Annotated in this window: 17 protein-coding genes; 10 read left to right on the forward strand and 7 right to left on the reverse strand. The window is 52.2% G+C overall.

Annotated elements, in window-relative coordinates; translation table 11 throughout:
• The 5 genes from FDW96_RS10905 to rnd form a co-directional block, all read left to right on the forward strand.
• Positions 1 to 669 (forward strand): ATP-dependent DNA helicase (locus tag FDW96_RS10905; RefSeq protein WP_137365694.1); only part of this gene is annotated, 669 nt, incomplete at its 5' end.
• A 58-nt stretch (positions 670 to 727) separates the two neighbouring features.
• Complete coding sequence (tsaB, locus tag FDW96_RS10910; RefSeq protein WP_137365695.1) at positions 728 to 1,423, forward strand: tRNA (adenosine(37)-N6)-threonylcarbamoyltransferase complex dimerization subunit type 1 TsaB; 696 nt, start codon at positions 728 to 730, stop codon at positions 1,421 to 1,423.
• Between the two features lie 94 nt (positions 1,424 to 1,517).
• Positions 1,518 to 2,102 (forward strand): Slp family lipoprotein, encoded by a 585-nt coding sequence (locus FDW96_RS10915; protein ID WP_042307869.1) that lies wholly within the window; start codon positions 1,518 to 1,520, stop codon positions 2,100 to 2,102.
• A 204-nt stretch (positions 2,103 to 2,306) separates the two neighbouring features.
• Entirely contained in the window at positions 2,307 to 3,992 is a 1,686-nt protein-coding gene (fadD, locus tag FDW96_RS10920) for a long-chain-fatty-acid--CoA ligase FadD (protein ID WP_123261005.1), read from the forward strand.
• An 84-nt stretch (positions 3,993 to 4,076) separates the two neighbouring features.
• Positions 4,077 to 5,192 carry a ribonuclease D gene (gene rnd / locus FDW96_RS10925; protein ID WP_042307871.1) on the forward strand — a complete coding sequence of 372 codons (1,116 nt, stop codon included), beginning with the start codon at positions 4,077 to 4,079 and terminating at the stop codon, positions 5,190 to 5,192.
• A gap of 48 nt (positions 5,193 to 5,240) precedes the next feature.
• Here the strand turns inward: rnd and FDW96_RS10930 are convergent, their stop codons facing one another.
• Positions 5,241 to 6,326, reverse strand: coding sequence for a tartrate dehydrogenase (locus FDW96_RS10930; protein ID WP_137348911.1), 1,086 nt, complete (start codon positions 6,324 to 6,326; stop codon positions 5,241 to 5,243).
• A gap of 103 nt (positions 6,327 to 6,429) precedes the next feature.
• Here FDW96_RS10930 and FDW96_RS10935 point away from each other — a divergent pair, with 103 nt between their 5' ends.
• Positions 6,430 to 7,347 (forward strand): LysR family transcriptional regulator, encoded by a 918-nt coding sequence (locus FDW96_RS10935; protein WP_137348912.1) that lies wholly within the window; start codon positions 6,430 to 6,432, stop codon positions 7,345 to 7,347.
• 86 nt (positions 7,348 to 7,433) lie between these two features.
• Here the strand turns inward: FDW96_RS10935 and minE are convergent, their stop codons facing one another.
• Genes minE through minC form a run of 3 tightly spaced genes read right to left on the reverse strand, consistent with a single transcriptional unit; the run spans position 7,434 to position 9,247 of the window.
• Positions 7,434 to 7,700 (reverse strand): cell division topological specificity factor MinE, encoded by a 267-nt coding sequence (gene minE, locus FDW96_RS10940; RefSeq protein ID WP_003833739.1) that lies wholly within the window; start codon positions 7,698 to 7,700, stop codon positions 7,434 to 7,436.
• A gap of 3 nt (positions 7,701 to 7,703) precedes the next feature.
• Positions 7,704 to 8,516: a septum site-determining protein MinD gene (gene minD, locus FDW96_RS10945; protein WP_042307876.1), complete on the reverse strand. Its 813-nt coding sequence runs from the start codon at positions 8,514 to 8,516 to the stop codon at positions 7,704 to 7,706.
• 23 nt (positions 8,517 to 8,539) lie between these two features.
• Positions 8,540 to 9,247, reverse strand: coding sequence for a septum site-determining protein MinC (gene minC / locus FDW96_RS10950; RefSeq protein WP_137365696.1), 708 nt, complete (start codon positions 9,245 to 9,247; stop codon positions 8,540 to 8,542).
• Positions 9,248 to 9,373: 126 nt separating this feature from the next.
• Between minC and FDW96_RS10955 the strand changes: the two genes are divergently transcribed.
• From FDW96_RS10955 to FDW96_RS10965, 3 genes are all read left to right on the forward strand, one after another.
• Positions 9,374 to 9,643: a YcgL domain-containing protein gene (locus tag FDW96_RS10955; protein ID WP_137365697.1), complete on the forward strand. Its 270-nt coding sequence runs from the start codon at positions 9,374 to 9,376 to the stop codon at positions 9,641 to 9,643.
• A gap of 93 nt (positions 9,644 to 9,736) precedes the next feature.
• Entirely contained in the window at positions 9,737 to 10,396 is a 660-nt protein-coding gene (locus tag FDW96_RS10960; protein WP_137365698.1) for a fumarylacetoacetate hydrolase family protein, read from the forward strand.
• A gap of 92 nt (positions 10,397 to 10,488) precedes the next feature.
• Positions 10,489 to 10,935, forward strand: a complete 447-nt coding sequence (locus tag FDW96_RS10965) for a YcgN family cysteine cluster protein (protein ID WP_003020944.1) — start codon at positions 10,489 to 10,491, stop codon at positions 10,933 to 10,935.
• Between the two features lie 29 nt (positions 10,936 to 10,964).
• On the opposite strand, the gene FDW96_RS10970 is transcribed toward FDW96_RS10965, so the two are convergent.
• From FDW96_RS10970 to nhaB, 3 genes are all read right to left on the reverse strand, one after another.
• The gene (locus tag FDW96_RS10970; RefSeq protein WP_042307882.1) at positions 10,965 to 11,306 is read right to left on the reverse strand and encodes a DUF1971 domain-containing protein; all 342 of its coding nucleotides are present in this window, start codon (positions 11,304 to 11,306) and stop codon (positions 10,965 to 10,967) included.
• A gap of 110 nt (positions 11,307 to 11,416) precedes the next feature.
• Positions 11,417 to 11,947, reverse strand: coding sequence for a disulfide bond formation protein DsbB (gene dsbB / locus FDW96_RS10975; RefSeq protein WP_137348913.1), 531 nt, complete (start codon positions 11,945 to 11,947; stop codon positions 11,417 to 11,419).
• A gap of 141 nt (positions 11,948 to 12,088) precedes the next feature.
• Positions 12,089 to 13,633, reverse strand: a complete 1,545-nt coding sequence (gene nhaB / locus FDW96_RS10980) for a Na(+)/H(+) antiporter NhaB (RefSeq protein WP_042307887.1) — start codon at positions 13,631 to 13,633, stop codon at positions 12,089 to 12,091.
• Positions 13,634 to 13,869: 236 nt separating this feature from the next.
• Between nhaB and fadR the strand changes: the two genes are divergently transcribed.
• A complete protein-coding gene (gene fadR, locus FDW96_RS10985; protein ID WP_038641229.1) occupies positions 13,870 to 14,589 on the forward strand; it encodes a fatty acid metabolism transcriptional regulator FadR in 720 nt (239 codons plus the stop codon).
• Positions 14,590 to 14,661: the final 72 nt, after the last annotated feature.

Consider the following 14,661-nt stretch of genomic DNA (forward strand, 5'->3'; position numbering starts at 1 on the left):
GATGACGCCGAGTCGATGCTATTGCCGAGTCCTTTTGATTACACGCGTCAGGCGCTGCTCTGCGTGCCGCGTAATCTCCCGCAAACCAACCAGCCGGGAGCCGCGCGCCAGTTAGCGTCAATGCTGCGTCCCATTATTGAAGCAAACAACGGTCGCTGCTTTATGCTGTGTACCTCACACGCGATGATGCGCGATCTGGCAGAACAATTCCGCGCCACCATGACGCTGCCGGTCCTGTTGCAGGGCGAAACCAGTAAAGGGCAACTGTTACAGCAGTTTGTCAGCGCAGGTAATGCGTTACTGGTTGCTACCAGCAGCTTCTGGGAAGGGGTAGACGTGCGTGGCGATACGCTGTCGCTGGTCATTATTGATAAACTTCCGTTCACTTCGCCGGATGACCCGCTGTTAAAAGCCCGGATGGAAGACTGTCGCCTGCGCGGCGGCGATCCCTTCGACGAGGTTCAACTCCCGGATGCGGTAATCACCCTGAAACAGGGGGTAGGACGACTGATTCGTGACGCAGACGATCGCGGCGTGCTGGTCATTTGCGACAACCGCCTGGTGATGCGACCCTACGGCGCTACCTTCCTGGCGAGTCTTCCGCCTGCGCCGCGCACGCGTGACATTGCGCGTGCTGTCCGTTTTCTTGCCATACCATCGACTGAGTAATTTGTTACGGAGTGTGGTAAGATGCGCGCCAAATTTATTGATCTGATCACAAACACCCATGCGAATTCTGGCTATCGATACCGCCACAGAGGCGTGCTCTGTTGCCCTGTGGAATGACGGTACTATCAAAGCTCATTTCGAGCTTTGCCCACGAGAACATACCCAACGAATTTTACCGATGGTCCAGGAGATCCTGGCCGCTGGCGAATTAGCCTTATCCGATATCGACGCCCTGGCGTTTGGTCGCGGCCCCGGCAGTTTCACCGGCGTACGTATCGGGATTGGCATTGCTCAGGGGTTGGCGTTAGGCGCGAATTTGCCGATGATCGGCGTCTCTACCCTGGCGACCATGGCGCAGGGGGCCTGGCGTAAGTCTGGCGCCACCCGCGTGCTGGCGGCGATTGATGCGCGAATGGGCGAGGTTTACTGGGCCGAATACCAGCGTGATGAAAATGGCATCTGGCGCGGTGAAGAAACTGAAGCCGTGTTAACGCCTGAACAAGTACATGAACGCTTGCTGCAACTATCTGGCCAATGGGTCACTGTCGGGACGGGCTGGCCTGCCTGGCCTGAACTCGGTAAAGACAGCGGCCTGACGCTGAGCGATGGCGGTGTTCTGCTGCCGGCGGCTGAAGACATGCTGCCTGTCGCCACGCAAATGCTGGCTGCCGGTAAGACCGTGGCGGTTGAACATGCTGAACCGGTTTATTTACGTAACACCGTAGCGTGGAAGAAACTTCCCGGTAAAGAATGAATCTTAGTAGTACATCCCCGGTTAATTCGCGCAGTCGTCAGTGACCCGCATTGTGAGTTTCCCGGGGCAGGCGCTAAGAAGAGGGAGTCGCAATATGGCGGTGCAAAAGCAGGTAGTGAAAGGTGTGTTGGCGGGCGTATTGGCGTTAATGCTAAGTGGCTGCGTCACCATCCCGGATGCGATCAAAGGCTCAAGCCCTACGCCGCAGCAGGATCTGGTGCGGGTGATGAATGCGCCGCAGCTGTATGTCGGACAGGAAGCGCGCTTCGGCGGCAAAGTGGTGGATATTCAGAACCAGCAGGGGAAATCCCGTCTGGAAATCGCCACCGTGCCTCTCGATAGCGGTGCGCGACCCGTGCTGGGCGAAGCCTCTCGCGGGCGAATTTATGCTGATGTAAACGGCTTTCTCGACCCGGTGGATTTCCGGGGTCAACTGGTTACCGTCGTCGGTCCGATTAGCGGTACAGTGGACGGAAAAATTGGCAGTACGCCGTATAAATTCATGCTGATGCAGGTAACCGGTTATAAACGCTGGCATATTACTCAGCAGATTATTATGCCGCCTCAGCCGATCGACCCTTGGTTCTACGGTGCGCGTGGCTGGCCTTACGGTGGCTACGGCGGCTGGGGATGGTACAATCCCGGCCCGGCACAGGTTCAGACCATAGTAACCGAGTAACTCTTTGTTTTATTAGTAAAAGAAACAGCGGCTCGTCCGCTGTTTCTGCATTAACGTGGATATAAGAAAAATAAATAGTGACGTGCTTCGCAACCTTGTCGTTGTGTAATAAACAAACTGGTACGCTGAGTTAATATTATGTTAACAGTTTGTTTATTGCCTGGGGTTGTGATGACGACGAATATGCATTTTAGAGGTGATGTATTGAAAAAGGTTTGGCTTAACCGTTATCCCGCTGGTGTCCCTGCGGAGATCAATCCTGACCGTTATCAATCCCTGGTGGAACTCTTTGAACACTCAGTAAGGCGCTATGCCGATCAGCCCGCGTTTGTAAACATGGGGGAGGTGATGACCTTCCGCAAGCTTGAAGAGCGCAGCCGGGCGTTTGCGGCCTATTTGCAACAAGGGCTCGGGCTGAAAAAGGGCGATCGCGTCGCGCTGATGATGCCGAATCTGCTGCAATATCCGGTCGCCCTGTTTGGGATTTTACGTGCCGGCATGATTGTCGTGAACGTGAACCCCCTGTACACGCCTCGCGAGCTGGAACACCAGCTCAATGACAGCGGCGCGTCGGCGATTGTCATCGTGTCTAACTTTGCTCACACGCTGGAGAAGGTGGTCGATAAAACGTCGGTGCAACACGTGATCCTGACGCGTATGGGCGATCAACTTTCTACCGCCAAAGGGACGCTGGTTAACTTTGTCGTGAAGTACATTAAGCGCCTGGTGCCAAAATATCACCTGCCGGATGCCATCTCGTTTCGCAGTGCACTGCAAAACGGTTATCGCATGCAGTATGTGAAGCCCGAAGTGGTGTCGGAAGATCTGGCGTTCCTGCAATATACCGGCGGGACAACCGGTGTGGCGAAAGGCGCGATGCTCACGCACCGCAACATGCTGGCTAACCTTGAACAGGTTAACGCCACCTATGGACCGTTGCTGCATCCGGGTAAAGAGTTGGTGGTAACGGCCTTACCGCTGTATCACATTTTCGCGCTGACAATGAACTGCCTGCTGTTTATTGAGCTGGGTGGTCAAAACCTGCTGATTACTAATCCGCGTGATATTCCGGGACTGGTAAAAGAGCTGGCGAAATACCCCTTCACCGCGATGACCGGCGTCAACACGCTGTTTAACGCGCTGCTGAATAACAAAGAGTTCCAGCAACTGGATTTCTCCTCGCTACATCTTTCGGCAGGCGGCGGCATGCCGGTTCAACAGGCGGTGGCCGAGCGTTGGGTGAAGCTGACGGGTCAGTATCTGCTGGAAGGCTATGGCCTGACGGAGTGCGCCCCGCTGGTGAGTGTTAACCCTCACGATATCGACTATCACAGCGGCAGTATCGGTTTACCGGTTCCTTCCACTGAGGTCAAGCTGGTGGATGACGACGATAACGAAGTGCCGCCGGGTGAGCCGGGCGAACTGTGCGTGAAAGGCCCACAGGTGATGCTGGGTTACTGGCAGCGACCGGATGCGACCGATGAAATCGTCAAAGACGGCTGGTTGCACACTGGCGATATTGCGGTGATGGATGATGAAGGCTTCCTGCGGATTGTCGATCGTAAGAAAGATATGATCCTGGTGTCCGGCTTTAACGTTTATCCGAATGAAATTGAAGACGTGGTGATGCAACATTCTGGCGTACAGGAAGTCGCTGCGGTTGGCGTTCCATCGGGCAGCAGCGGTGAGGCGGTAAAAATCTTCGTGGTGAAGAAAGATGCCTCATTAACCGAAGAAGCGCTGGTCACTTTTTGTCGTCGCCATCTGACGGGCTATAAAGTACCGAAGCTGGTGGAGTTTCGTGATGAGTTGCCAAAATCTAACGTTGGTAAGATTTTGCGACGAGAATTACGTGACGAAGCACGCGCCAAAGTGGACAATAAAGGCTGAGCGTTAAGTCAGCCAGCAGAAAACGCCGGGTAATCCGGCGTTTTTTTTGGCGTAAACCTAAGAGAGCACGATTTGAATTATCAAATGATCACTACGGACGACGCGTTGGCCACGCTGTGCGAAGCCGTCCGTGAATTTCCGGCGATAGCCCTGGATACCGAATTTGTTCGCACGCGTACCTATTATCCGCAGTTGGGGTTGATCCAGCTGTTTGATGGCAAACACGTTGCTCTGATTGACCCACAGGGGATCACTGACTGGTCACCACTACGCGATATTTTACGTGATACGGCGATAACCAAGTTTCTGCATGCCGGTAGTGAAGATCTGGAGGTGTTTCTCAATGCCTTTGGGGAACTCCCTCAGCCATTGATTGACACACAAATCCTCGCCGCTTTTTGCGGTCGTCCGCTGTCGTGGGGGTTTGCCGCGATGGTGGAAGAGTTTACCGGCATAGCCCTGGACAAAAGCGAATCCCGTACCGACTGGCTGGCCAGGCCGCTGACCGAGCGCCAGTGTGAATATGCGGCGGCTGACGTCTGGTATCTGTTACCGATCACCACAACGCTGATGGCTGAAACCGAAGCCAGCGGTTGGCTGCCCGCCGCGCTGGACGAATGTCGCTTAATGCAGCAGCGTCGCCAGGAGATTCTGGCACCCGAGGATGCCTGGCGCGAGATCACCAACGCCTGGCAACTGCGTACCCGTCAGTTGGCCTGTCTGCAACTGCTTGCCGACTGGCGGCTGCGTAAAGCGCGCGAGCGCGATCTGGCGGTAAACTTTGTGGTGCGTGAAGAACACTTATGGGCGGTGGCGCGTTATATGCCGGGCAGTCTGGGCGAACTGGACAGCCTGGGTCTTTCGGGCAGCGAAATTCGCTTCCACGGCAAGACGCTGATTTCTCTTGTCGAGAAAGCACAGGCTTTACCGGAAGCGTCGCTGCCGCAACCGCTACTGAATTTGATGGATATGCCAGGCTACCGCAAGGCGTTCAAAGCCATTAAGGCGCTGGTTGCCGAAGTCAGTGCGGAGCAAAATCTCAGCGTCGAACTGCTGGCTTCACGCCGCCAGATCAACCAGTTGCTCAACTGGCACTGGAAATTAAAGCCGCAGCAATCCCTGCCTGAGCTGATTTCCGGCTGGCGTGGCAAACTGATGGCTGAGCGTCTCAACGCGCTGCTGTTGGAGTATCCGCAGTAAGCAAGCTAAAACGGGAGCCAGGTGCTCCCGTTTTTAATGGCACGGAGGTTAACCGCGCAGTGCCCGACTAATGGCCTCGCCAACCTGCTGTGTGGTGGCGTTACCTTTCATATCTGGCGTTTTCGGACCGCTGGCAATAACTTGCTCAATTGCCGCCAGAATGCCGTCGTGGGCGGCCTTATAGTTGGCATCACCGTTGCCAAGAAAGTCGAGCATCATCGCGCCAGCCCAGATTGTCGCGATTGGGTTGGCGATATTTTTACCGTAGATATCAGGGGCTGAACCATGTACCGGCTCGAACAGTGACGGGAAGGTGCGTTCCGGGTTTAAGTTGGCAGATGGCGCAATGCCAATTGTACCGGTACATGCCGGACCGAGATCGGAGAGAATATCGCCAAACAGATTGGAAGCAACCACGACGTCAAAACGTTCCGGCTGCATCACAAAGCGAGCACAGAGAATATCAATATGCTGTTTATCCCAGCGGATCTCGGGATAGTTAGCCGCCATCGCTTCGACACGCTCGTCCCAGTAGGGCATGCTGATGGCAAGACCGTTTGATTTAGTCGCTGAAGTTAGCGTTTTGCGCGGGCGGCTTTGCGCCAGTTCAAAGGCGTAACGCAGTATACGGTCGACACCACGACGAGTGAAGACCGACTCCTGGATCACCATCTCGTGTTCGGTACCTTCGCTCACGCGTCCGCCGAGGGAAGAGTACTCCCCCTCGGTGTTCTCACGCACGACGTAGAAATCAATGTCGCCCGGCTTTTTGCCTGCCAGCGGACAAGGGACGCCGGGGAACAGCCGCACCGGGCGCAGGTTAACGTACTGATCGAATTCACGGCGAAACTTAAGCAGTGAACCCCAGAGTGAGATGTGGTCCGGGACGGTGTCCGGCCAGCCCACGGCACCAAAATAGATAGCATCGAAGGATTGCAACTGTTCACGCCAGTCATCCGGCATCATCTTGCCGTGATGTGCATAGTATTCGCAACTGGCCCATTCCATTTGTTCAAAGCTGAGCGACAAACCCCAGCGTTCGGCGGCTGCCTGTAACACATGAATGCCTTCAGGCAGGACTTCTTTACCAATGCCATCTCCGGGGACAGCGGCAATACGACAGGTTTTCTTCATAGCAGCTCTCACTTGTACGCCATCAAAATTGACTTTCCCCTCATCCTATAATTGACTGAACGATAGTTAATCCCCCTAACTGGTGAAACATAAAACACAGATCATGAATAATCTGCCGCTGTTAAATGATTTGCGCGTCTTTATGCTGGTTGCGCGCCGCGCGGGTTTTGCTGCCGTCGCCGAAGAGTTGGGTGTATCACCGGCTTATATCAGTAAGCGTGTAGCGATGCTGGAGCTGACGCTGAACGTGGTGCTGTTACACCGGACAACGCGGCGGGTGACCATCACGGAAGAGGGAGAGCGGATATACGAATGGGCGCAACGGATCCTGCATGATGTCGATCAGATGATGGATGAGCTGTCCGATGTCAGGCAGATCCCGCAAGGGATGTTACGTATTATCAGTAGCTTTGGTTTTGGCCGCCGGGTGGTGGCTCCTGCGTTGTCTGCGCTGGCGAAAGAGTACCCACAGCTGGAGCTGAGGTTCGATGTTGAAGACCGTCTGGTGGATCTGGTGAATGAGGGCGTCGATCTCGATATTCGTATCGGGGATGATATCGCACCTAATCTGATTGCCCGTAAACTGGCGACTAACTATCGCATTCTTTGCGCCTCGCCGGAGTTTGTGGCGCAGCATGGAATGCCGAAGCAACTGAACGATCTCTCTACTTTTCCCTGTCTGGTCATTAAAGAGCGTGACCATCCGTTTGGTATCTGGCAAATGCGCAATAAAGAGGGGACTCACTCAATCAAAGTCACGGGACCTCTGTCATCTAATCATGGCGAAGTGGTGCATCAATGGTGTCTTGACGGCCAGGGAATTGCTCTGCGTTCGTGGTGGGATGTCTGTAACAACATTGCCAGCGGACATCTGATACACATATTGCCTGAGTATTATCAACCAGCAAATATTTGGGCGGTTTATGTCTCCCGACTGGCGACGTCGGCAAAAATCCGTATTACCGTTGAGTATTTGCGTCGCTATTTTGCCGAAAACTACCCGAAGTTTACTTTGGAATAAATGTGTTGCAGGTTGGCAAAGGACTGAAATTAAAAAAGGCAGAATACTCTGCCTTTTTTGCAATCATGACGCAGTTACACAAAAGGTTATTTAGACTCTTCTGCTTCCGGTAATGTCACGTTGAGTTCAAGGATCGAAATATCGCCGTCTTTTTGTTCAAGCTGTACGGTGACCATTTCTGGATCGATTTGTACATACTTGCAGATAACGTCGAGAATATCCTTCCTCAGCTGCGGTAAATAATGTGGCTCGGCGTCACTACGACGGCGTTCCGCAACAATAATCTGCAGTCGCTCTTTAGCGATGTTTGCTGTGCTCTTTTTCCGCGAGAGAAAAAAATCCAGTAATGCCATAACTTATCCTCCGAACAGGCGTTTGAGGAAACCTTTCTTCTCTTCTTCAATGAAGCGGAAAGGACGTTCTTCTCCCAACAGACGGTCTACGGTATCAGCATAGGCTTTACCGGCATCAGCATTGATGTCGAGAATAACCGGCTCACCCTGGTTAGACGCGCGCAGGACTGACTGATCTTCAGGAATCACGCCAACCAGCTTGATTCGCAGAATTTCCAGTACGTCTTCCATGCTCAGCATGTCACCTTTATTTACGCGGCCAGGGTTGTAGCGCGTAAGCAACAGATGTTCTTTAATCGGCTCTTCACTGTTTTCTGCGCGACGGGATTTCGACGCCAGAATACCCAGAATACGGTCAGAGTCACGTACAGAAGAGACTTCCGGGTTAGTGGTGATAATGGCTTCATCGGCAAAATACAGGGCCATCAGCGCGCCGGTTTCAATACCCGCCGGGGAATCGCAGACGATGAAGTCAAAGTCCATCGCTTTCAGATCGTCCAGAACTTTTGCGACGCCTTCACGGGTCAGCGCGTCTTTATCGCGGGTCTGTGAGGCCGGAAGAATAAAGAGATTCTCGGTACGCTTATCTTTGATTAACGCCTGATTTAACGACGCATCGCCCTGAATAACATTGACGAAGTCGTAAACGACGCGGCGTTCACAACCCATAATCAGATCAAGGTTACGCAGGCCGATATCAAAATCAATAACGACAGTTTTCTTTCCCTTCTGGGCCAAACCTGTAGCGATGGCCGCGCTGGAGGTGGTTTTGCCAACGCCCCCTTTACCCGAAGTAACAACAATAATGCGTGCCATAGAAATTCCTTGTTAAAAAGGGATCAATTCAACGGTTGAACTGTCAAAGCGTTCTCTGCTAATTGCAGACGAGCCGCTTTGCCATAAAATTCTGCTGGGATTTTATCACTCAGCCAATAAACACCTGCGATAGACACCAGTTCTGCCGTCAGATGGGTACAAAAAATTTGCGCTTCCCGGTCACCGCTTGCGCCTGCCAGCGCACGGCCCCTCATCATCCCATAAACATGAATATTGCCATCAGCGATAAGCTCTGCGCCCGCACTGACGTGGCTTGTAACAATCAGATCACATTGTGGAGCATAAATGCGCTGACCGGAACGAACCGGTACATTTATTAATCGTGTTTTTGTGACGGGAGTAACGTTTTGCGGCGGCGGGACGGGAACGGGAGCCTCAACAGGCGCGGGACGAAGAGCTTTTTCTTTACCTTCAGTCAGTAAAGGAAGTCCCATTTCGTCAATTTCAGCCTTTAATCGGGCGTCTTTGCATCCGCTAACGCCGATAATGCGCAAGCCGGTAGACGCGACAACTTCCTGCAGCGCCGGCCAGTTTACCGGGCTTTCGAGACCACTCACGTTAACCACCACGGGCGCATGTTTTAAAAATGCAGGTGCCTGCGCGATTTTGTCTTCCAACGCCTGACGAATAACCTCGGGTTCTGCTTCATGTAAATGAACCACTGATAAGGTGAAGCTACTGCCTTTAAGCTCGATTGGCGTGTTTGACATCCTGGCCTTACTCAATTTGCTATTTATCATCCCCAGCGCGGGGCGATATTCCGAAGACTATAAGGCATGTTATAGTCAGTATTATATTGAGGCAAGCCACCATTCCGTGAATTCAGAGTAAAAGATATGTTTTGTGTGATCTACCGAAGCAGCAAACGTGACCAGACTTATTTATATGTCGAAAAAAAAGACGATTTCTCGCGAGTTCCTGAAGAACTGATGAAAGGATTTGGGCAGCCAACGCTGGCGATGATGCTGCCACTTGATGGTCGAAAAAAACTGGTTAATGCCGATCTTGAAAAAGTAAAACAGGCGCTAACCGAGCAGGGCTATTATTTACAAATACCGCCACCGCCAGAAGATTTACTCAAACAGCATCTGGCTGCGGCCAAATAAAATACATCAGACGCTAAACGTTAAACTGCATCCGGCAGCAGCACGTTCCATCGATGCAGTACCTGAAATCTATGACTACGTTAGGGGAAAGTAATGTATCAACATCACAACTGGCATGGTGCTCTGCTGGATTATCCGGTGAGTAAGGTGGTTTGCGTAGGCAGTAACTATGCCAACCATATAAAAGAGATGGGGGGAACCACCCCAGAAGAGCCGGTACTGTTTATCAAACCGGAAACTGCGCTGTGTGATTTGCGTCAACCGCTGGTGATCCCATCCGATATGGGGGCGGTTCACCATGAGGTTGAGCTGGCCGTACTGATTGGCGCGACCTTGCGTCAGGCGACCGAAGAACATGTGCGTAAAGCCATTGCTGGCTATGGTGTAGCGCTGGATCTGACTCTGCGCGATATTCAGGGGAAAATGAAGAAAGCCGGGCAGCCGTGGGAAAAAGCCAAGGGCTTTGATAACTCTTGTCCGCTGTCAGGATTTATCCCTGTGGCGGAATTTGATGGTGATCCACAGGATACGATGCTCGGCCTGACGGTAAACGGCGAAACGCGCCAGCACGGCTCGACGGCAGATATGATCCATCCCATTGTTTCTTTGATTGCCTATATGAGCCGTTTCTTTACGCTCAAAGCGGGCGATGTTGTGCTGACGGGTACGCCAGCAGGCGTTGGGCCGTTAAGCAGTGGTGATGAACTGGCTATCAGTTTCCACGGACAAACTCTGACCACCCGCGTGCTGTAATCTCTGCTTGCCGCCTTTTTGGGCGGCAAAACTTGCATCAGCGTGCCAGACTGGTTATAAGGTGCAGCTTTATTACGATAGCGGATACCCTGATGAGCGACATACCTTTCTGGCAAAGTAAAACCCTTGATGAAATGACCGATGCCGAGTGGGAGTCATTATGTGATGGGTGTGGTCAATGCTGCCTGCATAAGCTGATGGATGAAGACACCGACGAAATCTATTTTACCAACGTCGCCTGTAAGCAGCTCAATATTAAAACCTGTCAGTGCCGTAACTACGAACGTCGATTCGAATACGAGCCGGACTGTATCAAACTCACGCGTGATAATCTGCCTACCTTTGAATGGTTGCCGATGACCTGCGCCTATCGTCTGCTGGCGGAAGGAAAAGGGTTGCCAGAATGGCATCCGTTGCTGACCGGGTCGAAAGCGGCAATGCATGGCGAACGTATTTCGGTACGTCATATTGCGGTAAAAGAATCAGAAGTGCGTGACTGGCAGGATCATATTTTGAACAAACCTTCATGGGCGGACTGAGCCGCCCATCGATTAGCAGGTGTTAAGGGTTAAGCCTTTTTCGCCTGATACATCTCATCTCCATGGTTGTCGTCTTCAACCCAAAAATTGATGTTGAACTGCGCATCGTCGCTTAATTCAACGCGATGCCAGTACTGTGGTGGGCTGGTCGCGAACTGACCGGCATTAATCACTACCTTCACTTCGGGCTCTTTTGCGTCTTCATTGGCAAAGCCATAATACGTTACCGTTCCTTCCATCACACAGAGCTGTCCAAACACGCCCGCAGCGGTGTTGTGGTGGGAGAGCAGTGCCGCAGGGACATTGTCTTTCGTGAAGAAGGGAGTAGAGCGTTTAACTTTCCAGTTTGCCGGGATGCGTAAATGGGACATAAGACATCTCCTTCATGTGGCATCTATAAGATGTATTTAATATACATCTTATAGATGCCAGCAGGCAATGGATTTAAGGCAAAAAAAACGCTCCCGGAGGAGCGTCTCTGTTAGCGACCGAAAAGGTCACGTTTTTTCGGTTTGAACGGTTGTGCTATGACGACCAGTATTGCCACAACAAGATATGCGGCGAAGATCCCTAGCAGCCACTGCGGCATTTCGAGGGTTAAAAACGACCACTGACGCTCAGCGCAGTCGCCGGACGCCACAAACACCTGCGGCAGCCATTTATCCAGCGGTAACCAGCTCGGGAAGCGCGCGGCAAAATCACAGGTCATAAATGGTGACGGGTGAAGCTGAATCATGGTGTGCTCATATGCTAACTGAAGACCGCGCCAGGCACTGTAAATCCAGATAACCATCGCCACATAGCGCAGCGGTGTTTTTGGCGCGACAGCTCCCACCAGTCCCGCACCCATTACGCCAAATAATGCGCTACGTTCGTAAATACACAACACGCAAGGTTTTAGCAGCATGACGTGCTGGAACCATAGCGCGACGAGTTCCAGCGCAAAGGCGGTAAACGCCAACAATAACCATGCTCCACGACCACGGGAACACTGGTTTAAAAATCGCAACATAATAATTTCCCTGCAACATGCGTAGAGACCGCAGTTTAAACCAATTCACTTTATGCGCCACTAGCGGGAATTGAAAATTTGCGTAATCGGATAATTATCATGCAAAAAGTCAAACCGGGCAGTGATTTGCCCGGCTAATTGTTATGAAAGTGTAGCTAACCAGCCCGACTGGGTCATCCATTCTGTCATTGGTACAAGCGTGAACTCCACGCAAAGCAACCCGACGAGCGTCAGGACAAGGGTATAAGGCAGAGCCATCCATACCATGCGACCATAAGAGAGGCGAATCAACGGTGCCAGGGCGGAAGTCAGCAGAAACAGGAACGCCGCCTGACCGTTTGGCGTGGCCACGGAAGGCAGGTTGGTCCCGGTGTTAATCGCCACCGCTAACAGTTCATACTGATTAAGGCTGATGGTCCCATGCTCCAGGGCTGCTTTGGCTTCGTTGATGTAGATAGTGCCGACAAAAACGTTATCAGAAATAGACGACAGCAGACCGTTAAACAGATAGAACAGCGTTAATTGCGCGTGCTCAGAGGCTTGTAAAACGAACTGAATAATCGGAGAAAAGAGCTGCTGATCGATGATCACCGCAACAACAGAGAAGAACACGGTCAGCAGGGCGGTGAAGGGCAGCGACTCGGTAAAGGCTTTGCCAATAGCATGTTCGTCGGTAACGCCGGTTAACGATGTTGCCAGAATAATCACTGACAGACCAATTAATCCCACTTCCGCCAGATGCAGTGCCAGGGCGACCACCAGCCAGACGCCGATAATCGCCTGGATAATCAGTTTGATCTTGTCCTGGCGGGTTCTCTGCTGACGGCTCTGATCGTCAAATTTTTGCAGGACATCGCGGACGGTCTCCGGCAGCGTTTCGCCATAGCCAAACCAACGTAACTTCTCGACCAGCACGCAGGTTAGCAGACCGCAAATCAGTACCGGAACGGTGACCGGCGACATGCGCAGGAAGAAGTCGCCAAAGTGCCAGCCAGCTGCTTTGGCGATAATCAGGTTTTGCGGTTCGCCAACCATGGTCATTACGCCGCCTAACGCCGTACCGACGCCTGCGTGCATCATCAGACTACGCAGAAAACCACGGAACTGCTCCAGAACGACCTTATTGTGCTGATCGATATGGCTGTCATCGAGCATATTGTTATCTTCCCCACGGGAAGAGGCCACGCGATGGTAGATGCCATAAAAACCGACCGCTACGCTTATCACCACGGCAACGACGGTCAACGCGTCAAGGAACGCGGACAGGAAGGCGGCAGCAATACAAAAGGAGAGCGACAGCAGTGACTTGGAACGAATGCTGAGCAGAAGACGGGTGAAAATAAACAACAGCAGCTGCTTCATAAAGTAGATGCCTGCCACCATAAACATCAGCAGCAATAACACCTCAAGGTTGGCGGCAACTTCTTCGCGCACATGCGCGGCGCTGGTCATGCCAATGATGACGGCTTCGATGGCTAACAGCCCACCCGGCAGCAACGGATAACACTTGAGTGCCATCGCCAGCGTAAAAATGAACTCGGCCACCAACAGCCAGCCTGCAATAAAGGGATTGATGAAAAAGATAATCGGGTTAACGACTAAGAAGACGAGCAGTGCAAGTTTGTACCAGTCTGGCGACTGGCCTAAAAAATTGCGCCACATAGCGCGGCCCCATGATAGCTCCATGGTGATTTCCCTACCTTTAAAAATGAAATCATGTTGTTATGTTTGACCGCAAAGCTTAGCGGGAGGAGGGAGCACAGGCAAGCTCTTCACGTGAATGGCAAGGGTGAGTGTGCATCAGCGTTATCTGTAAAATGAAGCCTTGATCCACTTTTTCTTCATTTCGTCAGCTATCAGCTATGAAACCCGTCTGGTATGATAACTGTAACTATGTTTTGCTGTGTAATGGAATTATTACTATGGTCATTAAGGCGCAAAGCCCGGCGGGGTTCGCGGAAGAGTACATCATTGAGAGTATCTGGAATAACCGCTTCCCACCTGGCACTATTTTGCCCGCTGAACGTGAACTCTCTGAACTGATCGGAGTGACACGTACTACGTTGCGCGAAGTATTACAGCGTCTGGCGCGGGACGGCTGGTTGACCATTCAACACGGCAAACCGACGAAGGTGAATAACTTCTGGGAAACCTCCGGGTTGAATATTCTTGAAACGCTGGCGCGCCTCGATCACGAGAGCGTACCGCAGTTGATCGATAATCTGCTGTCTGTGCGCACCAACATTTCAACCATCTTTATCCGCACCGCGTTTCGCCAGCATCCTGATAAAGCGCAAGAGGTGTTGGCGACAGCTAATCAGGTAGCTGACCATGCTGATGCGTTCGCCGATCTGGACTACAACATTTTCCGCGGTCTGGCATTTGCGTCCGGTAATCCGATTTACGGTCTGATCCTCAACGGAATGAAAGGGTTATATACCCGCATTGGTCGTCATTATTTTGCCAATCCAGAAGCGCGTGGTCTGGCGCTGAGCTTCTATCGTAAGCTGTCAGAACTGTGCGAGCAGGGTGCTCATGAGCAGGTTTATGAAACGGTGCGCCGCTACGGTCACGATAGCGGCGAGATTTGGCATCGCATGCAGAAGAACCTGCCGGGCGATTTAGCTATTCAGGGACGCTAATAAAAAAAACCTCATTCGAGGCAATGTCGTTCAGTTAACGCTTAAGTTTCAGGAAGTATCAACCTGTGTTGG

This window comes from Citrobacter sp. TBCS-15 (assembly GCF_005280815.1).
GTDB lineage: Bacteria > Pseudomonadota > Gammaproteobacteria > Enterobacterales > Enterobacteriaceae > Citrobacter > Citrobacter werkmanii.